Genomic DNA, 20,215 nt, shown 5'->3' on the forward strand with positions numbered 1-20,215 from the left:
ATTAGCGGTCCAGACCCTAGACGTCGGCGTCCTTCGGATCGGCGAACTTGCGGCCCGGGAGCGGCACAAGCATGGGAACGTGCCGGCGATAACGCAGGTAGGTCGCGCCGAACTCGGCGATCAGATCCCGCTCCTCGAATTGCAGGCCGACCAGGATGTAGGCTGTGGTCATGATCGCGACAGCAAATGGCCGGCGGTCATCTCGGGCGCGGCCCAGAACGCGAGCAGAAAGCCCAGCATGAGCGGATGCCGCACGATTTTGTAGAGCAGCGGCGTCTTGAACGTTTGACCGGGCATCTCGGCCCCGCGCAGCGCGAAGAAAGCCTGGCGCAGGCCGGATAGATCGAAATGATCGATCATGAAGGTTGAGGCCAGCACGATCGACCAGCCGAGCCAGTAGACGCCGATCAGGAACCAGGCCGCAATTCCGTCGATCTGCCAGATCTGTATCGGGATCGGCCGCCACTGCCAGAACAGCAGCAGAAGGATCAGGCTGGAGAGCAGCACGTAGGTGCTGCGCTGGCAGGCCACCGGAAAGATCGTGGCCGACCATCGTTTGAAGGCCGGGCGCGCCATAATGCTGTGCTGAGCTGCGAATAGACCGAGCAGCAGCAGGTCGATGACGATGGCCTCGCTCACATTCGTCGGGCCGCCGACGTCTATCGACTTGGGTATGAGATAGTTGCCGACGAAACCGAGCGCATAGAGAAATGAAACAAGGAATACGGCATAGCTCAGGATGGCGTAGAATAGGATCAGGAGGCGTGCGAACATGATTGTTTCCCTATTGTGCCGGCGCCAGCGGTGCCGCATGCAGGAGCCTGCGATAGCGAGCCGGCTCGATCAGGCCTGACTGTTATCCATGGACCGTCCCCTGCGCGTCCCCTGGGGTGCCGACAGGCAACGGGAGATTTCATGACTGGGTTCTCGCTTCAGACATTCGGGTTCCCGGAGATCCACGGTGACGACCGTCCGATCAAGCTGAACCTGCGCAAGGGTCTTGCACTGCTGGTCTATCTCGCGGAGGCCCGGGGCGCTGTTGCACGAGAGGTCATGGCCACGCTGCTATGGCCCGAAAGTCCCCCAGAGACCGCCCGCGCGCGATTGCGGCGCATGCTTCATCGTATCGAGCTTGCGCTCGGGCGGCATGTTTTCGAGACCGACCGCACCAGCGTGCGATGGTCTGCGGCGGTCGAACTGAAAGTTGACTCGCATCTGTTCGAGAGCGCCTGCGACGGAGGCGCTTTCGAGGAAGCCTGCCTGCGCTATCGGGGTGACTTCCTCGCGGGCTTCTCTCTGCACGATTGTCCCGAGTTCGACGATTGGGCGTTCTATCGCCGCGAGGCGCTCAGGGGGCGGCTGATGCATGCGCTTGAACGCCTCGTGCACGACAACAATGCCGCCGGTGAACATTTTGCCGCGGCGGCGCACGCGGGACGCCTTGTCGAGCTCGATCCGCTGAGCGAGGTGTATGGCCGGCATTTGATCCGCAGCCTGCTGCTTGCCGGCGATCGAAGTTCGGCGGAACGACACCACGCGGCACTGAGACAGCGACTGCGTGACGAGCTTGGGATTGCGCCCGAAGCCGCAACCGAAGCGCTCATGGAGCCCACCACGGCGCCGCCGGCCCATGCTGTTCCGACGACACTCTATGCAAAGGGCGCCGGCATACACTTGGCGTATCAGACATACGGAAGCGGCGAGCTTGATATCCTGATCATGCCCGGCTTCGTGTCGCATGTGGAACGGCTTTGGGAGCTTCCCTCGTGCCGGGCATTTCTGCTTTCATTGATGACGCTTGGGCGGCTGATCTTGTTCGATCGCCGCGGGATCGGGCTGTCGGACCGGGTCGGATCGGCTCCGAGCGTCGAAGTCACGGCCGAGGATATCGGCACCGTCCTGCGGGCGGCGCACGCGCGTCGGGTCGTCCTGTTCGGGGCGTCGGAATGTGGGCCGGCATGCATCAAGTTCGCGGCCGATCAATCCCACCTCGTGGCTGGCCTCATTCTGTTCGGCTCATTGGCCAAGGGCTGCTGGGCGCCGGACTTTCCGCACGCGTTGCGGGCAAGCCAATATGACGCCTGGCGCCAGCAACTCGTCACCGAATGGGGTGGCCCTGCCGGGATCGAGACCTTCGGGCCGAGCCTTTCGCGTGATCCCCAAGCGAGGGCCTGGTGGGCCGGGCTGTTGCGCGCGGCCTCCAGTCCAGGCGGCATTGGAGCCGTGCTGGAGGCGCTACGCGACACCGACGTGAGACACCTCCTGCCACGCGTTTCCGTGCCCACGCTGGTGATGCACCGCCGGGATGACCGGGCCGTGCGTATTGCGGCGGGCCGCGATATGGCAAGCCAAATCGCCGGCGCTCAATTCGTTGAGCTCGACGGCAATGATCATTGGTTCTTTGCGGGCGCTCAGCAACCGGTGCTCGAGGCAATCAAGCGGTTCGTCAACGCTCTGCCGGGCGACAGGAGGCCAAGGCGGTGAGGTCAGCCCGGCGGCTCAGGCATCTATCCGGAGCACTGGCCGCCGACCGGGCGTCACGACGCGTCGTCTCCGGCGATGATGAGTCTGCTATAGCCTTCCAGCCTTTCGATCCCTACATGACGGTCACCAAAGGAGACTGTCATGAGCGAAGCCGCCAATTTTCTGTTGCTTGAACGGGTGCGGCTGCCGGACGATCTGCGCTGGCTGGCCGAAAAATATCCGCGTGAAAACTGGCAGGGCCATGCCAACATCCATGGCGTCGCCACCATGTGGCTGCAGCGGCACGACATGTTCCGCGAACTCGGCGGCATGCTGACCAACGGCATTAGCGACTATCGCGAAGGCAGGCTGACGGCGCCCGACTTCGCGCGTTGGTTCGCGCCGCGCCTCAATCATTTTCTCGGCCATCTCGACGGCCACCACAATGTCGAGGATCATCATTATTTTCCGGTCTTCGCCCAAGCGGAGACGCGCCTTAAGCGCGGTTTCGAGATTCTCGATGCCGATCACCACACCATCCATGAGGGGCTGGAGCGCAATGCCGAGGCAGCCAACGCCTTTATCAAGACGCTTCAGGAGAGCGAGGACAGACAGCGCTTCGCCGCCGACGCCTACGCCGACGAAAACAACCGGCTGATCGCCATGCTGACCCGGCATCTTGCCGACGAGGAAGACCTGATCATCCCACTGATCCTCGATCGGGGCGATCGGGCGCTTGGCATAGACTGACGATCAACTCTCCCTGGCGCGTTGTTTCCTCGCGCCATGGTGGGCGACGAACCAAGCAGCGAGCGCAACCGTCAAGCCAATGGCAAGCGCGATCAGCAACCGTTCATGGTGGGCCAGGGCCTGTCCGACAATGTGTTCGGCGCCCAGCCCGAAAACATAGCCGATGGTGCCGAACAGGACCGCCCAGATGATCGATGAAAGCGCGTTGAGCATAACGAAACGCTGCACCGTGATGCGCGACAGCCCCGCTGCTATGCCGCCGACAAGGCGCATGCCGTAGACATAGCGGTTCGACAGCACGAAAATGTTGGGATGGGTGTTGAGCAGGCGAAAGGCGCGACGGAAACCGGGCCGCTTGCGCAATCCGACGACGTAGCGATGGTCGGCAAAGCTTCGTCCCAGGATGAAGAAGAAGGTGTCGCCGACAAACGCGCCGAGGGCGGCCGCGACGAAGGCGTGCCACAGCACGAAGACCTGTTGGTGCGCGAAGAAGCCGCCGAGGATAGCAGCACTTTCACCCTCCGCGACGCAGCCGAAAAAGACGGCAAACAGCCCATACTGTTCGATGAAATGATGGATCGCGTCCGTCATGAGGGCTGCGTCTGGGGCGTGAGCCGTTCGTCGATCCACTTCAGCCGTTCGGCTATCTGCGCGATCTCGTCGCGCATGCCGATGATCTGGCTGTGGCGCAACTCGTCCAGTTTTTCGTGCAGCGCCATGATCTCGATTTCGGCCTTGAGATTGACCTCGTAATCATGGGCGGCGTCGATGCGGTCGCGCGCGGCCTGACGGTTCTGCGACATCATGATCACCGGCGCTTGCAAGGCAGCGATCATCGAGAGGACGAGATTGAGGAAGATGAAGGGGTAAGGGTCGAACGAATCTCGCCCCAGCAGCCACCAATTGGCACCGATCCAGAGGATCAGGAAGGCGATGAAGGACAGGATGAACGCCCACGAGCCGCCAATACGGGCGATGGCGTCGGCGATACGGTCGCCTGCATCCTGAATGCCGGCAAGGCTGTTGTTGATGTCCTGGGAGATGGGCTTGCGGTCGACGGTACTCTGCAGCACCCGCCTCTCAAGTTCGCTCAGGTTCTCCGGGTTTCGCCTCAGCCAGCGGTTGGCCAGTTCGGGCACGGTCTTGTTCATGGATGTCTCCGTACAAAAGCATCGGCTTGGCAGCCTGGTTTCCATATAGGAAGATGCCGGGTCGTCAAAAGCACGACGTGGAGATGGGAGCAGAATGCCAGATTTCGCCAAAATCCGCGCTCGTGCGGCCAAACGCAAGGGCGGCGAGGCGGAGCTTTCGTCGCTGCTGGGACCGGTGCCCGACAATGCCGCCGTGGCCGACATCACGGACGACCGCATTTTGTCGACGATGGCCGAGCGCGTCTTTGCCGCCGGTTTCGTCTGGCGCGTCATCGAACAGAAATGGCCGGGCTTCGAGGAGGCTTTTCTTCACTTCGAGCCGAAGCGGCTTTTGTTCCAGCCCGATGATTTCTGGCACGATCTGACGGCTGACAAGCGCATCGTTCGCAATCCCCAGAAGATCAAGTCCGTGCGTGACAACGCCGCCTTCGTCGAGCGCGTATCGAAGGAGCATGGCAGCTTCGGCAAATTCCTGGCCAACTGGCCGGCCGGCGACCAGGTCGGACTGATGGCCTATCTCGGCAAGCATGGCAGCCGGCTCGGCGGCAACACCGGGCAGTATCTTCTGCGCTGGCTGGGCTGGGACGCCTTCGTGATTTCAGGCGATATGGCAGCGGCGCTGCGCGACGCGGGCCTCGACATCGCCGAGAGCCCGGCCTCGAAGAAGGATCTCGACAAGATCCAGGTGCAGATCAACACTTGGGCCGCGGAGACGGGCCTGCCGCGCCGGCATATTTCGCGCATCCTGGCGATGTCGATCGGCGAGAACAACTCGCCGCAAGCCTTGCGCGAATACATGGGTGACCAGGACTGATCGGCAGTCGCCCAGGCGCGATCGAAATCCATCGATCGCTCAAGACACAAATGAGATACGTCAATCGGTCCGACACGATTGACATACTTCAATCGGTCTGGAGTGGCCCAAATGAACGCCATTGCCCGGCGAATTTTGCCGCGCTAAACCGCAGGCATGACCAAGAAGCCCGACATCCTGCGCATCGCTGTTGCCCAGCTCAATCCGACCGTCGGCGACGTCGCCGGCAATCTCGCCAAGGCACGCGAGGCGAGGGCGGACGCCGCCCGCCAGGGCGCCGACCTCGTGCTCTATACCGAGCTTTTCCTCGCCGGCTATCCGCCGGAGGATCTGGTGCTGAAGCCGGCCTTCCTGAAAGCCTGCGAAAAGGCGGCACAGGACTTTGCCGCCGATACCGCCGATGGCGGCCCGGGCGTCATCATCGGCACGCCACTGAAGCGGAAGAGCGGCACGCACAATTCGATCGCCTTTGCCGATGGCGGCAAGATCATCGCCGAGCGCTACAAGCTCGATCTGCCGAACTACGGTGAATTCGACGAAAAGCGCGTCTTCCGTGCTGGACCCGAGATCCAGGGACCGGTCAATTTCCGCGGCGTGCGGATCGGAGTTCCGATCTGCGAGGACATCTGGGGCGATGTCGGCGTCTGCGAAACTCTTGCCGAGAGCGGGGCGGAAATCCTGCTGGTGCCAAACGGCTCGCCTTACTACCGCGCCAAGATCGATGTCCGCCACCAGGTCGTCATCCGCCAGGTCATCGAATGCGGGCTGCCGATTATCTATGCCAACCAACTCGGCGGCCAGGATGAGCTGATCTTCGATGGCGCATCCTTCGCCATCGGCGCGGACAAGACGCTGGCCTTCCAGATGAGCCAGTTCGAGGACGCGGTCGATGTCACCACCTGGAACAGGCAAGGTGATCATTGGGTCTGCTCGGAAGGGCCGATGTCGAAGATCCCGGGGAGGGAAGAGGCCGACTACCGCGCCTGCATGCTGGGCCTGCGCGACTACGTCAACAAGAACGGCTTCAAGAATGTCGTGCTCGGCCTGTCCGGCGGCATCGATTCGGCGATCTGCGCGGCCCTTGCCGTCGATGCGCTCGGCGAGGAGCGACTGCGCGCGGTGATGATGCCATACCGCTATACGTCGAAGGACTCGCTCAAGGACGCCGAGGACTGCGCTCGCGCGCTCGGCTGCCGATACGATATCGTGCCGATCTTCGAGCCGGTCGAAGGCTTCCTGCACGCGCTGACACAGATGTTCGAAGGCACCAAGGAAGGCATCACCGAGGAGAATTTGCAAAGCCGAGCACGCGGCACCATCCTGATGGCGATCTCCAATAAATTCGGTTCGATGGTCGTCACGACGGGCAACAAGAGCGAGATGTCGGTCGGCTACGCCACGCTCTATGGCGACATGAATGGCGGCTTCAATCCGATCAAGGACCTCTACAAGATGCAGGTTTACGCGCTGTCGCGCTGGCGCAACAGCCACGTGCCGCCGGGCGCGCTCGGGCCCTCCGGCGAGGTGATCCCGAAGAACATCATCGACAAGGCGCCGTCGGCGGAATTGCGCGAGAACCAGACCGACCAGGATTCGCTGCCGCCCTATCCGGTGCTCGACGATATCCTCGAATGCCTGGTCGAGAACGAGATGGGCGTCGACGACATCGTCGCGCGCGGCCATGACCGGGCGACGGTGACGCGCATCGAGCATCTGCTCTACATAGCCGAATACAAACGCCGGCAGGCGGCACCCGGTGTGAAGATCACCAGGAAGAATTTCGGCCGCGACCGCCGCTATCCCATCACCAACCGGTTCAGGGATCGCGGCTAGACGCCGTTTCCCGAGCGAAAGTTCGCGCCATGCCGCAAGGGCGAGTGTAGCCATGCCTGACTGTGAAATCAGCTTCGACATGTCCCGGATCGATTTCCGGGCGACATCCGACCTGTTGATGGCAAGCTATTGGGGTGCCGGGCGCAGCGACGAGATGCATCGCCGCGCCTTTGCCAATTCGCTTTGCGTCGGCGCTTACGCCGAGGGCAAGCAAGTCGGCTTCGGCCGGGCGATCACGGATCGCACGGTGTTCGCTTATCTCGCCGATATCATCATCTGGCCCGGGTATCGCGGGCAGGGCATAGGTGGCCGCCTCGTCCAGGCCCTTATCGACCATCCGGATGTCGGGACTGTTTTCCACTGGAGTCTGTCGACCAGTGACGCGCACGGCGTTTATGAGAAGCTGGGCTTCAAGGCATCAACCGATGGTCGATACATGCGCCTCGATCGCGTTCCGCAATGAAGAGCGCGTGGCGATGGCTTGCATCAGCCGTTGTTGCAAAATAATCGCAGTGGTTGGACCAGATACGCTTTTGGCGTGAGCTCGTCTTGGCGAGGCACCAGCGTGTCTCTATAAGGGCGTCTCCGCGATTGATTTGCGGGAGGTCTGAATGGCAGTATTTCAATTGGTAATGCGAGGCCGCGAAGCCTAGGTCTCATCAGGCGCTCCGCGAGGGTTTACCCTTCGTGCCGAAGCCGGATCGAGAACAGGCTTTTGCCGATGCCGTTCGCCGCCCGACTGCGGGCGCGACGCCAAATATGCCACTCCGCATTCTGGGCAATTGTTGGCCCCTTGCGGCTTCTTCAATTTTTCGACCTTACCGGGATCGGGCTCGTTCGCGCCCGAATGACATCATGGCTCGTTTTAGAATCGATTTGCGCGCGAGCGCCTTTCGCAGCGTTCTTGGCTTCACGCTCACCCATTGGCAGCGCCAGCCGTGGCGGCTTTCGCTCATCATGGGCGGGTTCCTGCTCTCGACGCTGGCCGACGTCTTGACGCCGCTCTATTCCGGCCGGCTGGTCGATGCCGTAGCCAGCAGCGCCGGCGCGGACGCGATTGCCTGGAATGCCGCGGTGACGGCGTTTTCGATGTTGATCGCCTTGGCTCTTACCGGCGTCGTGCTGCGCAACCTGGCCTTCATGGGGATCGTCGAACTGACGCTGAAGATGATGGCCGACATCGCCGCCGATGCCTTCCACCGCGTGCAGCGCTTTTCCACCGACTGGCACGCCAACAGCTTTGCCGGCTCGACCGTGCGCAAGGTGACGCGCGGCATGTGGGCGCTCGATCTGCTCAACGACACCATCCTCATCGCGCTCTTGCCGTCGGTCGTCATGCTCGTCGGCTCTACCCTGCTGCTCGGCTGGTTCTGGCCGCTGATGGGCGTGGTCGTTGCCGCCGGGTCGGTGCTGTTCATCACGGTGACGGCGATGCTCTCGCTTGGCTATGTCGCGCCGGCGGCGAGGCTTGCCAACACCTGGGACACGCGCCTCGGCGGTTCGCTGGCCGACGCGGTGAGCTGCAACGCCGTGGTCAAGGGCTTTGGCGCCGAGGAGCGCGAGGAGCGCCGCCTCGCCGGGGTCGTCGCCAAATGGCGTGCGCGCACGCGGCGCACCTGGGTGCGCGGCACGATCAACGGCACCACGCAAGGGGCGCTGCTGCTGGTCATGCGCGCCGCGGTGATCGGCCTGGCGCTGATGCTGTGGTCGTGGGGGCAGGCGAGCGCCGGCGACGTCGCCTTCGTGCTGACCTCGTTCTTCGTGCTGCAGGGCTATCTCAGGGATATCGGCACCCATATCCGCAATCTGCAGCGTTCGATCAACGACATGGAGGAACTGGTCGATTTCCAGTCCGAACCGCTCGGCATCGAGGACCGGCCCGGCGCCAAATCTATCCGGATCACGCAGGGACGCGTCAGCTTTGACAACGTCACCTTCCACTATGGCAACCACCGATCGCCGCTGTATCGCGACTTTTCGGTCGATATCGCGCCGGGTGAACGTGTCGGGCTCGTCGGTCATTCGGGTTCGGGCAAGACGACTTTCGTCAAGCTCATCCAGCGGCTCTATGACGTGAACGCGGGAAAGATCCTGATCGATGGCCAGGACATCTCGCAGGTGGCGCAAGCATCACTGCGCGGGCAGATCGCCATCGTCCAGCAGGAACCGATCCTGTTCCATCGGTCGCTGGCCGAAAACATCGCCTATGCCCGACCGACGGCGACGCAGGACGAGATCGAGCATGCCGCGAGGCTGGCGAGCGCGCACGATTTCATCACCAGCCTGCCGAAGGGCTACGGCACGTTGGTCGGCGAACGCGGCGTGAAACTGTCGGGCGGCGAGCGTCAGCGCGTGGCGATCGCGCGCGCTTTCCTTGCCGATGCGCGCATCCTGATCCTCGACGAGGCGACATCGAGCCTCGATTCGGAATCGGAGGTACTGATCCAGCAGGCGATGGAACGATTGATGGTCGGTCGCACCACACTGGTGATCGCGCACCGGCTTTCGACGGTGCGGGCGCTGGACAGGCTGCTGGTCTTCGATCGCGGCAACATCGTCGAGGAAGGCTCCCATGACGAGCTGATCCGGCTCAAGGGCGGCATCTACCGCCGCCTGTTCGAGCGCCAGGCGCTTGAGCTGACCAAGGGACTTGTCGGCTGACCTGGGGTTGGCCTCCAGCTTCGGCCGGAGGTCACCTCTACCGGGCGAGGTGGCGCGGGGCACGGAATCGCAGGGCAGAGCCGAAGGGCAGACGCAGAGCAAATTCATGCGTCAGCTTTTCGCCTACAGGAATGTCTTCTTCCGCTATGCCGGGGGGGACGATGGTCCGCTCGCGAACCGATGAGGTTACGCAAGCGGCCGCTCCGGCGACATCTTCATGGGTGGGTTGATGGGCGACCGACGACCGGCGTCGGCTCCGCCGGCTGGCTACGCTCGGTCATGGCGGGCGTCGCCGGACTGGCCGCCGCCTATGCGTCGCCTGAGACCCACGCCGCCCCCGGTCTTTTCATTGCGCGCGCCATGTTCTATGTCTGCCGCACTGCGCGGGGGCGCGTCTTGTCAATCACAAAAGCATCCGGTACGCCCCGTTCATGACAGTCACCGTTCGTTTCGCCCCGTCGCCGACCGGCCGCATCCATATCGGCAATGCGCGCACCGCTTTGTTCAACTGGCTGTTCGCCTTGAACAACAAGGGCCGCTTCATCCAGCGCTTCGACGACACCGACATTGCCCGGTCGAAGCAGGAATTTTCCGACGCCATCCTCTACGACCTGCATTGGCTGGGTATTTTTCCGGACGCCACCGAATATCAGTCGCGGCGCTTCGAGGTCTATGACGCGGCGGTCGAGAGGCTGAAGACGGCCGGCGTTCTCTATGCCTGCTACGAAACGCCCGAGGAGCTCGATCTCAGGCGCAAGGTGCGCCGCACGCGCGGCCTGCCGCCGGTCTATGGCCGTGAGGCGCTGGCGCTGACACGAGAGCAGATCGCCGAATACCAGGCCGACGGCCGCCGGCCGCACTGGCGCTTCCTGCTGCCCAATTTTTCTAGCGATCCGCAGCAACCCGAGCGCACCGAGGTCCACTGGAACGATCTGGTGCGCGGCGAGGAAACCGTCGATCTGGCCTCGCTGTCCGATCCGGTCCTGGTGCGCGAGGACGGCACCTATCTCTATACGCTGCCTTCGGTGGTGGACGACGTCGAGATGGGCGTCAGCCATGTCATCCGCGGCGACGACCACGTCACCAACACCGGCGTGCAGATCACCCTGTTCAAGGCACTGGGTGCCGAGCCGCCGGTCTTCGGTCACCATAATCTTCTAACCACCGCATCGGGCGAAGGACTGTCGAAGCGCACCGGTGCGCTTTCCATCGAGAGCCTGCGCGAGGACGGGATCGAGCCGATGGCCGTCGCTTCGCTTGCCGTGCTGGTGGGCACCTCGGAGAACGTTTCTGCGGTGCCGACAATGCCCGAGCTTGCCGAACGCTTCGATCCGGCGGCGACATCGAAGTCCGCGGCCAAGTTCGATCCGGACGAGCTGTTCGTGCTCAACCGGGCGCTGCTGCACCATATGCCGTTCTCCGAGGCGCGAGACCGGCTGATCGTGCTTGGCGTCTCAGGTGAGCAAGCCGAGCCTTTCTGGCTGACAGTGCGTGGCAATCTCGACAGGCTGGCCGATGCCGTGAACTGGTGGCGTATCCTGCGCGAGGGGCCGCAGGAGAAGCCGGAGTTTTCCGATGACGACCGCGATTTCCTTGGTCAGGCGTTCGACCTGTTGCCGGAGGAGCCCTGGGGCGGGACGATCTGGAAGGACTGGACGGGCAAGATCAGGGAAGCGACCGGCCGCAAGGGCAAGGCATTGTTCATGCCGCTCAGGCTCGCCCTTACCGGACTGCCTTCGGGGCCGGAGCTTGCAGATCTATTGCCGCTGATGGGTCGGGAAGGAACGCTGGCCCGACGACCCTGACCTTGCGCTGCTCCGGCGGCATAGTGGACACCGGCGAAGTCACCGGCTTGACGGAAAGCCGCTTGATCGCGTCGCGGTCCAGTCCGCCTTCAATGTTCGCCAGCGTCTCCGGGTCGGCGCCCGGATCGGGCTTGGAAACCGGGACCGGAACGAGCGGTGCCGCGTCGGCTTCGGGCCGCGACTGCTGCTGATACGGCGGATTGCCGCCGATGATCTGGAAATTCTGCGCCGCGTTGCAGCCGCAGGCCGGCGGCCGCGACATGTTGGACTGCTTGTAGAGATAGGCGGTCGGCAATTCGCTGTAAGGCCTGCCGGTGACCGATGACGTCATCGACGCCGAATCGTCGTCCATGCCGCGCGCATAGAAAACCTGCATCTCGGTGCCGGGGCAACTCGATTCGCAATTCTTCTGGTCGCGTTCGAAATCGCTGACCGAGGCGGCATTCGACATCGGAAAGAAGTAGCCGTCGCAGGTGCGCACGCACGTGGTGTGGAACTGGCCGCCGACGCTCGGAAAGTCCGGTATGCCGGGCTGGTTGAGCACTCGGCGGACGTTTCGCTCCTCGCCGGGATCGTCAGACTGGTCGAGTGTGTCGAGTGAATCGATCTGCCGGCTATTGCCGCCGAAAAGCTGGTCGAACAGGTTTGCGTTGCCGTCTTCGCGATTGGCTTCCTGCAGCGGTGCGCCCGGTGGAACAATTGTGGCGTCGTCGTCCCGGCAACCATTGGCGTCGAGCGCCGCCAGGATGCGTCCGCGATCACGGCGCGAGCCGCCGCCTTCGGCCAGCCGCTCGCGTTTGCTCTGCAGGGCATCGAGATTGGCATTCATGCGCTCGATGGTGGCATTGAGCCCGGCGCATTGATTGACGTTGCGGCCGAACAGCGAAAAGCCGCAGCCGGCGCTGCTGGACTGGCCGCGGGCCTTCGAGATCTGCTCGCGTTGCCTGGCGATGGCGGCGTCGTATTTCCGGATCAGCGCTGGGCCGCCACCGTCACCGCGCGAGGCAGCGGCAAGATCGGCCTCCAACTGGCGGCAGACCCGCGGGGCGGCTTGTGGCTCGGTGACCGTGGCGCCGAAAAGCAAGAGGCCAAGCAGCACGGCAGCATGCGCCTGCTTCCACCCTCCGCTTGTCATTCTCCTGAACCCCGCTTGCCTATGGTCGCCGAGGCTACCCCGTTCGCGGTTAACCGTCTATTTCCGGACATGGCCCGAGCACCGGCGTTAAAGCCCGGTGATCAATGCGTCTTCCGTGGTTTGACGTCATGACAATGCGCTAATTTCAATCAGCCAAGCGACGCAAAGGACACGTGGGGCAGCCGTTTCCGGGTCGCGGTCAGAACTTGTAGTTCATGCCGATTTTGACCGCATTGAACGTATTGTCGAACACGGTGTTGCTGCCGCCGTAGTCGATGGTCTGGTCTCGCAGATCGACATACAGATATTCGACTTTCGCGGACCAATGGTCGGTGAGCGCCTGCTCCAGGCCGGCGCCAATGGTCCAGCCAGTCTTGGTGTTCTTCTCGGAAAAGCTGTTGAGGGGGCCGTCGAGATACCGGTTTTCGACGCTCCCGAACGCCAAGCCACCGGTCCCGTAGACCAGGGTGCGATCGAACGCATAGCCTGCTCTGGCGCGAAGCGTTCCAAACCAGTCCACCTTGGTGTCGTAAGTATCGCCGCGAACGCCAACGTTGATTTCGTTCGAGTTCCCCTTGATGTCGGCGCCCGCGATGTCGGCCTCGACGCCGAGAACCACGGAATTGATCTGGTAGTTGTAGCCGACCTGAACGCCGCCCAGGAAACCGTCGATGTCGTAGTCCTGGCTCGCCTGAAACGTTGGTGTGTTGGGCGAACTGAAAACCGCGTCGGATCTACCGAAACCGTAGCCAAGATGCCCGCCGGCATAGATGCCGGACCAGTCGTGGACGGTTGTGGGTTCAGCACCAATAGCGTCAGCGGCGAACGCATGTCCGCCGACCAGGGACAGCATTGCAGATGCAAGCAACAAGCCTCTCATGGTATCCTCGCCGCCAAACCAGACGACTGAACTCTATCAAATCGGCCTTCCCTGAGAAATCCACCTTCGGCCAGCGCCAAATTTTCTCAATCAAAAGTTGCCAGCCTGCAACACCTGTTCGGACAAGGTTGTGTCGGAGCACCGTGCGGGCCACCTTCGGGGCTTGGCCAAGCCGAACCAGCAGGAGCTGAATTAGCCCAGATTGGCGATCGCCTGTGCCTGCTGTGCGGCCTCGGCGATCGCCAGCGCTGTCATGTTGACCACGCCGCGCGAGGTTACCGACGGTGTCAGTATGTGTGCCGGCTTGTCGGTGCCAAGCAGGATCGGACCGACATGCAGCGCATCCATCATCGTGCGCAGCGCGGTGAGCGTGATGTTGGCCGCATCGAGATTCGGGAATACCAGCAGGTTGGCTTCGCCCTTCAGCCGTGAGTGCGGGTAGACACGCTGGCGCAACTGCTCCGACAGGGCCGAGTCGGCGTGCATCTCGCCGTCGCACTGCAACTCGGGCGCAATCCGCGCCAGGATCGCCGCCGCATGCCGCATCTTCAGCGCGCTCGGCGCATCGCGCGAGCCGAAATCCGAGAACGACAGAAGGGCAGCCTTGGGCTCGATGCCGAAGCGCCTGATTTCCTCCGCCGCTAGAATGGTCATCTCCGCGATCTCCTCCGCCGTCGGATCAACCGAGACATAGGTGTCGGTGAGGAAGATGATGCCGCGCTGCGAGATCAGCATGGAAAGCGTCGACAGGTCATGATCCCTGATGCCGGCGCGCGGGCCAATGATCAGGGTGACATTGCGCAGATGGCGGGCAAAGCGGCCCTCGAGGCCGCAGATCATGGCGTCGGCGTCGCCGCGTTTCAGGGCGAGTGCCGCGATGACCGTGTTGTCGGTGCGCACCATGGTGCGCGCGGCCTCCGTCGTCACGCCGCGCCGGCCGGCGAGTTCGATCAGCAGATCGACATAGTGGCGGTAGCGCGGGTCGTCTTCCGGGTTGATCAGGCCGAAATCGACGCCGGGCCTGATGCGCAATCCGTAGCGCTTCAGCCTGACCTCGACCACATGCGGCCGGCCGATCAGGATCGGCTCGGCAATGCCTTCCTCAAGCACCACCTGGGCAGCGCGCAGCACGCGTTCGTCCTCACCCTCGGCATAGATGACACGCTTGGCGGTCGAGGCCTTGGCCGACGAGAACACCGGCTTCATCACCAGTCCGGAACGGAAGACGAAGCGATTGAGCTTGTCGATGTAGGCGGCGAAGTCGGTGATCGGCCGCGTGGCGACACCGGTGTCGCAGGCTGCCTTGGCGACGGCCGGGGCGATGCGCAGGATCAGGCGCGGATCGAAGGGCGAGGGGATCAGGAACTCGGGTCCGAAGACCGGCGTTTCGCCGGAATAGGCGCGCGCGGCCACGTCCGAAGGCTCCTCGCGGGCAAGCGCCGCGATCGCTCGTACCGCGGCCATCTTCATCTCTTCATTGATGGCGCTCGCGCCGCAGTCCAGCGCACCGCGGAAAATGTAAGGAAAGCACAGTACGTTGTTGACCTGATTGGGAAAATCCGATCTCCCCGTGCAGATCATCGCGTCGGGCCGGGCGGCCCTTGCCACCTCCGGCATGATCTCCGGATTGGGGTTGGCCAGCGCCAGGATCAATGGTTTTGGCGCCATGTGTTGCAGCAGTTCCGGCTTCAGCACGCCTGCCGCCGAAAGGCCGAGGAAGACGTCGGCGCCGGGGATGACATCGGCCAGCGTGCGTGCCTCGGTGTCCTTCACATAGGGATCTTTCCAGCGGTCCATCTCGTCAATGCGGCCCTTGTAGGCGACGCCGAAACGGTCGGTGACCCAGATGTTCTCCACCCGTGCGCCAAGCGAAACCAGCAGATTGAGGCAGGCAAGGGCGGCCGCGCCGGCACCGGAGGTGACGATCTTGATGTCCGAAATGGCCTTGCCGGCGAATTCCAGCCCGTTGAGCACGGCGGCGGCGACAATGATGGCGGTGCCATGCTGGTCGTCGTGGAAGACCGGGATGCCCATGCGGGCTTTCAACTGCTCTTCCACCTCAAAGCACTCGGGCGCCTTGATGTCCTCGAGATTGATGCCGCCGAAGGTCGGCTCCAGCGCCGAGATCGTCTCGACCATGCGCTCGATCCCGGGCGCGTCTATCTCGATGTCGAACACATCAATGCCGGCGAACTTCTTGAACAGGACAGCCTTGCCTTCCATGACCGGCTTGGAGGCAAGCGGTCCGATATTGCCGAGGCCGAGCACCGCCGATCCGTTGGAGACGACGCCGACCAGATTGGCGCGCGCCGTATAGTCGGCGGCGGTCGCCGGATTGTCGCGGATTTCGAGGCAAGGGGCGGCGACGCCTGGCGAATAAGCGAGCGCGAGATCCCGCTGGTTGCCGAGCGGCTTGGTCGCCTGGATCTCGAGCTTTCCCGGACTTGGATATTTGTGGAAGTAGAGGGCGGCTTCATCGAGATCCGAACGTGCCGTCTTCTTGTTCTCGCCTTCCATGCGGCCGCTCCCTCGAAATCTGCCTGGAGAGTCCTTTTAGCATGCGGCCAAGCTTTTTCGCGACGCTAATTGACGCGCCGACAGCTCTACTCGGCGGCGCGTCCAAAACGACTATATATCAAATGCTTATGCGGATTTTATGCCAAATGAGTCTTGCTGCTTGATCGGCGTGCCGATCAAAAGGCGCTGACGTAGAGACCGCCGTCGACCGGTATGTTCTGCCCGGTCATATAGCCGGCATGGACCGAGCACAGGAAGGCGCAGATCTGGCCGAACTCCTCCGGCGTGCCGAGCCGCTTGGCCGGAACATCGGCACTGATGCGGGTCTTGCGCGCGGCGGCAGCGGCGGGGTCTTCGACCGTGCCGGCCTCATGCGGCCCGCGCAGCCGGTCGGTATCAAGCTTACCCGGCAGCAGGCTGTTGATGGTCACGTTGCGATCCACCACCGTGCGTGCCACGCCGGCGAGGAACGACGTCAGGCCGGCGCGCGCGCCCGAAGAGAGATCAAGACCGGGGATAGGAACGTAGACCGACAGCGAGGTGATGTTGACGATGCGGCCAAAGCCACGCGCCGCCATGCCGTCGATGACGGCCTGCACCAGCTCGATCGGCGTCACCATGTTCTGGGTGACGCCTTCGAGAATCTTCGCGCGATCGAGTTCACGGAAATCGCGCAGCGGCGGGCCGCCATTGTTGTTGACGAGAATGTCCGGGTCCGGGCAGGCGGCGAGCAGCGCCTTCTGCACTTCCGGTTTCGAAACGTCGCCGATAACTTCCGTCACCGTCACGCCATAGCGCTCGCGCAGCTCAGCGGCGGTTTTCGCCACCAGTTCGGCGTTGCGGCCGTTGACAACGATGTTGCAGCCGGCCTCGGCCAGCGCCATGGCGCAGCCGCGCCCAAGCCCCTTGCTCGAAGCGCAGACGATAGCCTTCTTTCCGCGAATACCGAGATCCATGTCGATTTTCTCCTCTTGAGCCGGCGGCAAGCTAGTCCCTCGGCTGGACCAATCGCAACCGTCATACGGTTGTTGCATGAATCGGGGCATAGGCTGGGCGAAAGCAACGGTGAAATCGCGATGTCCGGCCAAGAGCCCCGCACTTTCCGCAGCATGTTCATTTCCGACGTCCATCTTGGATCGAAGGCGGCGAAGGCCGAATTCCTGATCGACTTCCTTAGATATCACGACGCCGACATAATCTATCTGGTCGGTGACATCGTCGATGGCTGGCGGTTGCGGCGGAGCTGGCACTGGCCGCAAAGCCACAACGACGTCGTGCAGAAATTGCTGCGCAAGGCGCGCAAGGGAGCCACCATCACCTACATCGCCGGCAACCACGATGAATTCGCTCGCCAGTTCCAGGGTGTGCATTTCGGCGGCATCGTCGTCGCCGACCGCGCCATCCACGAAACCGCCGACGGCAAACGCCTGCTCGTCATCCACGGCGACCAGTTCGATACCGTCGTCCACAACGCGCGCTGGCTCGCATACCTTGGCGACCACGCCTATGATGCGGCGATGCTGGTCAACCGGGTCGTCACGCGGCTTCGCCAATTGCTCGGCCTGCCGTATTGGTCGTTCTCGTCCTGGGCCAAGGCCAACGTCAAGAAGGCGGTGAACTTCATCGGGTCGTTCCAGACCATGCTTGCGGAGGAAGCGCGCCGCTCGCATGTCGACGGCATCATCTGCGGCCATATCCATCATGCCGCCATCGAGAATTTTGGCGATGTCCAGTACATCAACACCGGTGACTGGGTGGAAAGCTGCACCGCCGTTGTCGAGCACTTTGACGGCCGGTTGGAGATCCTGACCTGGGCGCAGGTGCTGCCCGAGGCGCCGGACGAGCCCTTCATCCCGATGCTCATCGAGGACCGGGTGGGGCAGGCGGCATAGCGCCGGAGTTCATTTCGGCTCTGGGCTCAATCGATTAGGCCAACCGGTTTCGTCCGGTTTTCACCCATGTTAAGGGATCGATACGCGTTGCCGGCCGATCGAGTGCAGCGTTATTGGATCGATTCATGTCCCTGCCGCCGCTTTCGCCCGAACAGCTCGTCAAGCCGCGCCATTTCGAACTGCGCATCAGCCTGATCTTCGCCACGCTGTTCGTGCCGCTCGGAACGCATCTTCCTTACTTCCCGCTGTGGCTGCAGGCCAAGGGTTTCCATGCCGAGCAGATCGCCGTGATCCTGGCGGCACCGATGTTCTTGCGCGTGGTGACGACGCCGTTGCTGACCGCGCTGGCCGACAGGGCCAGGGATCGCGCCGATGTCTATGTCGCGCTGGTGGCGGCCGCGCTACTCTTGTCTGCAGGTTATTTCCTGACACCGACCTATGCCATGGTGCTGGCAGTGTCGCTGGCGCTGACCATTGTCTGGACGCCGCATTCGCCGATCGCCGATTCGCTGGCGCTGTCGGGCGTGCGCCGCTTCGGCTCGAACTACACCAGCATGCGCAAATGGGGCTCGATTTCCTACCTGTTCGCCAACATTGCAGGCGGCTTCATCCTGTCGGCAACCGGCGCCCGGGCCGTTCCAGTAATCATTTTCGTGGCACTTGCCGCAGCTCTTGCCGCCGGCTTGCTGGCGCCCCGTCTTGGCCGGCCGCGCCGTGCCTCGCCGCTTTCGGCCACCGACATCCAGCAGTCGGCGCCAAAACTTCTCAACCCATATTTCCTGTATTTTTCCATCGGCGTTGGCGTCATCACCGCCAGCCACGCATTCCTCTACGGCTTCGTCTCGATCTACTGGAAATCGATCGGCATCGGCGATTCGGTCGTCGGCTTGCTGTGGGCATGGGGCGTGGTATCCGAAGTCTGCATGTTCATGATGTTCACCCGCTTCTTCGGCGCGTTCTCGGTCGTGACGATCATGATGATGGCAGGGGTTGGGGCCGTCGTGCGGTGGATCGCCTTTCCCCTGGTCTGGCCGCTCGGCCTCGGCGTTGCCGGTTTTTTCGGCGTCCAGACGCTGCATTCGGTCTCGGTGGCGCTGGTGCTGATCGGCCTGCAGAAGATGATCGGCGAAACGATTTCCGAGGAGCAGACAGGTGCCGCGCAAGGCATCGCCTATTTCTCCAACGGGTTCTTCATGGCGGTGGTGACGCTGGCATCCGGCCCGCTTTACGACCATTTCGGCGTCGACGGCTTCTTTGCCATGATCCCGATCGCCTTGATCGGATTGGTCCTCATCGGACTTGCGGCGCGCTCAGCCCCACAAGGCCGTATCAGGGGGTGATACCAGGGATCCCTGGTAGACAAGACCGGGCACGCGATCGCGGGCAAGCAGCAGCGGACCGTCGAGGTCGACAAAGTCGGCGCCTTGGGCCAGCAGGACGGCCGGCGCCATCGCCAGCGACGTGCCGACCATGCAGCCGACCATGATGCTGAAACCGAGTTCGCGGGCGCGATCGCGCAGGACGAGCGCCGCCGTCAGGCCGCCCGATTTGTCGAGCTTGATGTTGACGGCGTCGTAGAGGCCGACAAGCGCGGCAAGATTCTTCTCCTCATGCACGCTTTCATCGGCGCAGATCGGCACGGAATGCGCGATATGGCGCAGGATCTCATCATGGCCGGCCGGCAGCGGCTGTTCGATCAGCGCGATGCCTTGCTCGGCGGCAAAGGCAAGGTTCGCAACGATGTTGTCATCGTTCCAGCCCTCGTTGGCGTCGAGGATGATGCGGCTCTCTGGCGCCGCTTGCCGGACGGCGCGGATGCGTGCGACGTCGTTGTCACCACCGATCTTGACCTTGAGCAGCGGCCGCGCCGCATTGGCGCGGGCTTGCGCCGCCATTGTCTCCGGCTCACCGAGCGACAGCGTGTAGGCCGTCTCGAGTTCCGATAACGGAACGGCGCCAATCGCGGTGGCGACGGGTGTGCCGCTGATCTTTGCCTCCAGATCCCACAGAGCGCAGTCGATGGCGTTGCGGGCAGCGCCCGCCGGCATGGCGTCCAGCAAGGCTGTCCGGCCGATGCCGCCGGCGATCCGGTCGCGCATCGCCTCGATCGCTTCACGGACACCATCCATGGTTTCGCCATAGCGCTTGTAGGGGACGCATTCGCCACGGCCGGCGTGACCGTCCTTGCTGATTGTGCAGGTGATGACCTCGGCTTCCGTCTTCGAACCACGTGAAATGGTGAAGGTTCCGGCGATCGGAAAACGTTCGGCCTCAACCGAAATGACACGCGCCATATTTTTCTGCTCCGGCTGTG

The 20,215-nt window shown here is 62.9% G+C and carries 16 protein-coding genes and 1 pseudogene; 9 read left to right on the top strand and 8 right to left on the bottom strand.

Annotation, left to right across the window (positions count from 1 at the left end; all coding sequences use genetic code 11):
• Window positions 1-16: 16 nt before the first annotated feature.
• A pseudogene (gene mddA, locus AC56QQ_RS17250) lies at window positions 17-774 on the bottom strand (methanethiol S-methyltransferase).
• 141 nt (window positions 775-915) lie between these two features.
• On the opposite strand from mddA, the gene AC56QQ_RS17255 reads away from it, so the two are divergent.
• A complete protein-coding gene (locus AC56QQ_RS17255) occupies window positions 916-2,484 on the top strand; it encodes a bifunctional AfsR/SARP family transcriptional regulator/alpha/beta hydrolase (RefSeq protein WP_497122777.1) in 1,569 nt (522 codons plus the stop codon).
• A 141-nt stretch (window positions 2,485-2,625) separates the two neighbouring features.
• Window positions 2,626-3,213 carry a hemerythrin domain-containing protein gene (locus AC56QQ_RS17260; RefSeq protein ID WP_497122778.1) on the top strand — a complete coding sequence of 196 codons (588 nt, stop codon included), beginning with the start codon at window positions 2,626-2,628 and terminating at the stop codon, window positions 3,211-3,213.
• Window positions 3,214-3,216: 3 nt separating this feature from the next.
• Here AC56QQ_RS17260 and AC56QQ_RS17265 read toward each other — a convergent pair whose 3' ends face one another.
• Together AC56QQ_RS17265 and AC56QQ_RS17270 are read right to left on the bottom strand one after the other, a co-directional pair.
• Window positions 3,217-3,804, bottom strand: coding sequence for a DedA family protein (locus tag AC56QQ_RS17265; RefSeq protein WP_497122779.1), 588 nt, complete (start codon window positions 3,802-3,804; stop codon window positions 3,217-3,219).
• Window positions 3,801-4,364: a DUF1003 domain-containing protein gene (locus tag AC56QQ_RS17270; RefSeq protein ID WP_497122780.1), complete on the bottom strand. Its 564-nt coding sequence runs from the start codon at window positions 4,362-4,364 to the stop codon at window positions 3,801-3,803. The genes AC56QQ_RS17265 and AC56QQ_RS17270 overlap by 4 nt, the downstream gene beginning before the upstream one ends.
• 94 nt (window positions 4,365-4,458) lie before the next feature.
• Between AC56QQ_RS17270 and AC56QQ_RS17275 the strand changes: the two genes are divergently transcribed.
• The 5 genes from AC56QQ_RS17275 (at window position 4,459) to gltX (ending at window position 11,477) form a co-directional block, all read left to right on the top strand.
• On the top strand, window positions 4,459-5,178 hold the full coding sequence (locus AC56QQ_RS17275) for a DNA-3-methyladenine glycosylase I (protein WP_497122781.1): 720 nt from the start codon (window positions 4,459-4,461) through the stop codon (window positions 5,176-5,178).
• A 156-nt stretch (window positions 5,179-5,334) separates the two neighbouring features.
• Window positions 5,335-7,011, top strand: a complete 1,677-nt coding sequence (locus AC56QQ_RS17280) for an NAD+ synthase (RefSeq protein ID WP_497122782.1) — start codon at window positions 5,335-5,337, stop codon at window positions 7,009-7,011.
• A gap of 52 nt (window positions 7,012-7,063) precedes the next feature.
• Complete coding sequence (locus AC56QQ_RS17285; RefSeq protein ID WP_489861715.1) at window positions 7,064-7,474, top strand: GNAT family N-acetyltransferase; 411 nt, start codon at window positions 7,064-7,066, stop codon at window positions 7,472-7,474.
• Between the two features lie 392 nt (window positions 7,475-7,866).
• On the top strand, window positions 7,867-9,672 hold the full coding sequence (locus AC56QQ_RS17290; protein WP_497122783.1) for an ABC transporter ATP-binding protein: 1,806 nt from the start codon (window positions 7,867-7,869) through the stop codon (window positions 9,670-9,672).
• Window positions 9,673-10,103: 431 nt separating this feature from the next.
• Window positions 10,104-11,477: a glutamate--tRNA ligase gene (gene gltX, locus AC56QQ_RS17295; protein WP_497122784.1), complete on the top strand. Its 1,374-nt coding sequence runs from the start codon at window positions 10,104-10,106 to the stop codon at window positions 11,475-11,477.
• On the opposite strand, the gene AC56QQ_RS17300 is transcribed toward gltX, so the two are convergent.
• The 4 genes from AC56QQ_RS17300 to AC56QQ_RS17315 form a co-directional block, all read right to left on the bottom strand.
• Window positions 11,395-12,612, bottom strand: a complete 1,218-nt coding sequence (locus AC56QQ_RS17300) for a DUF2865 domain-containing protein (protein ID WP_497122785.1) — start codon at window positions 12,610-12,612, stop codon at window positions 11,395-11,397. The two genes, gltX and AC56QQ_RS17300, sit on opposite strands and share 83 nt — an antisense overlap.
• Before the next feature lie 199 nt (window positions 12,613-12,811).
• Entirely contained in the window at window positions 12,812-13,492 is a 681-nt protein-coding gene (locus AC56QQ_RS17305; protein WP_497122786.1) for an outer membrane protein, read from the bottom strand.
• A gap of 192 nt (window positions 13,493-13,684) precedes the next feature.
• Window positions 13,685-16,009: an NADP-dependent malic enzyme gene (locus AC56QQ_RS17310; RefSeq protein ID WP_497122787.1), complete on the bottom strand. Its 2,325-nt coding sequence runs from the start codon at window positions 16,007-16,009 to the stop codon at window positions 13,685-13,687.
• Between the two features lie 176 nt (window positions 16,010-16,185).
• Window positions 16,186-16,965, bottom strand: a complete 780-nt coding sequence (locus AC56QQ_RS17315; protein ID WP_497122788.1) for an SDR family oxidoreductase — start codon at window positions 16,963-16,965, stop codon at window positions 16,186-16,188.
• A gap of 153 nt (window positions 16,966-17,118) precedes the next feature.
• On the opposite strand from AC56QQ_RS17315, the gene AC56QQ_RS17320 reads away from it, so the two are divergent.
• Together AC56QQ_RS17320 and AC56QQ_RS17325 are read left to right on the top strand one after the other, a co-directional pair.
• The gene (locus tag AC56QQ_RS17320) at window positions 17,119-17,901 is read left to right on the top strand and encodes a UDP-2,3-diacylglucosamine diphosphatase (protein ID WP_489863456.1); all 783 of its coding nucleotides are present in this window, start codon (window positions 17,119-17,121) and stop codon (window positions 17,899-17,901) included.
• A 125-nt stretch (window positions 17,902-18,026) separates the two neighbouring features.
• Window positions 18,027-19,241, top strand: coding sequence for an MFS transporter (locus AC56QQ_RS17325; RefSeq protein ID WP_489861709.1), 1,215 nt, complete (start codon window positions 18,027-18,029; stop codon window positions 19,239-19,241).
• Here AC56QQ_RS17325 and dgcA read toward each other — a convergent pair.
• Complete coding sequence (gene dgcA / locus AC56QQ_RS17330) at window positions 19,212-20,195, bottom strand: N-acetyl-D-Glu racemase DgcA (RefSeq protein WP_497122789.1); 984 nt, start codon at window positions 20,193-20,195, stop codon at window positions 19,212-19,214. The two genes, AC56QQ_RS17325 and dgcA, sit on opposite strands and share 30 nt — an antisense overlap.
• Window positions 20,196-20,215 lie beyond the last annotated feature (20 nt).

It is taken from the genome of Mesorhizobium sp. RCAM 05099 (assembly GCF_059683685.1).

Excerpts from the sequence above, each read along its gene's own strand:
- AC56QQ_RS17255 (WP_497122777.1), top strand. The coding sequence starts at position 916 with ATGACTGGGTTCTCGCTTCAGACATTCGGGTTCCCGGAGATCCACGGT.
- AC56QQ_RS17260 (WP_497122778.1), top strand. The coding sequence starts at position 2,626 with ATGAGCGAAGCCGCCAATTTTCTGTTGCTTGAACGGGTGCGGCTGCCG.
- AC56QQ_RS17265 (WP_497122779.1), bottom strand. The coding sequence starts at position 3,804 with ATGACGGACGCGATCCATCATTTCATCGAACAGTATGGGCTGTTTGCC.
- AC56QQ_RS17270 (WP_497122780.1), bottom strand. The coding sequence starts at position 4,364 with ATGAACAAGACCGTGCCCGAACTGGCCAACCGCTGGCTGAGGCGAAAC.
- AC56QQ_RS17275 (WP_497122781.1), top strand. The coding sequence starts at position 4,459 with ATGCCAGATTTCGCCAAAATCCGCGCTCGTGCGGCCAAACGCAAGGGC.
- AC56QQ_RS17280 (WP_497122782.1), top strand. The coding sequence starts at position 5,335 with ATGACCAAGAAGCCCGACATCCTGCGCATCGCTGTTGCCCAGCTCAAT.
- AC56QQ_RS17285 (WP_489861715.1), top strand. The coding sequence starts at position 7,064 with ATGCCTGACTGTGAAATCAGCTTCGACATGTCCCGGATCGATTTCCGG.
- AC56QQ_RS17290 (WP_497122783.1), top strand. The coding sequence starts at position 7,867 with ATGGCTCGTTTTAGAATCGATTTGCGCGCGAGCGCCTTTCGCAGCGTT.
- gltX (WP_497122784.1), top strand. The coding sequence starts at position 10,104 with ATGACAGTCACCGTTCGTTTCGCCCCGTCGCCGACCGGCCGCATCCAT.
- AC56QQ_RS17300 (WP_497122785.1), bottom strand. The coding sequence starts at position 12,612 with ATGACAAGCGGAGGGTGGAAGCAGGCGCATGCTGCCGTGCTGCTTGGC.
- AC56QQ_RS17305 (WP_497122786.1), bottom strand. The coding sequence starts at position 13,492 with ATGAGAGGCTTGTTGCTTGCATCTGCAATGCTGTCCCTGGTCGGCGGA.
- AC56QQ_RS17310 (WP_497122787.1), bottom strand. The coding sequence starts at position 16,009 with ATGGAAGGCGAGAACAAGAAGACGGCACGTTCGGATCTCGATGAAGCC.
- AC56QQ_RS17315 (WP_497122788.1), bottom strand. The coding sequence starts at position 16,965 with ATGGATCTCGGTATTCGCGGAAAGAAGGCTATCGTCTGCGCTTCGAGC.
- AC56QQ_RS17320 (WP_489863456.1), top strand. The coding sequence starts at position 17,119 with ATGTTCATTTCCGACGTCCATCTTGGATCGAAGGCGGCGAAGGCCGAA.
- AC56QQ_RS17325 (WP_489861709.1), top strand. The coding sequence starts at position 18,027 with ATGTCCCTGCCGCCGCTTTCGCCCGAACAGCTCGTCAAGCCGCGCCAT.
- dgcA (WP_497122789.1), bottom strand. The coding sequence starts at position 20,195 with ATGGCGCGTGTCATTTCGGTTGAGGCCGAACGTTTTCCGATCGCCGGA.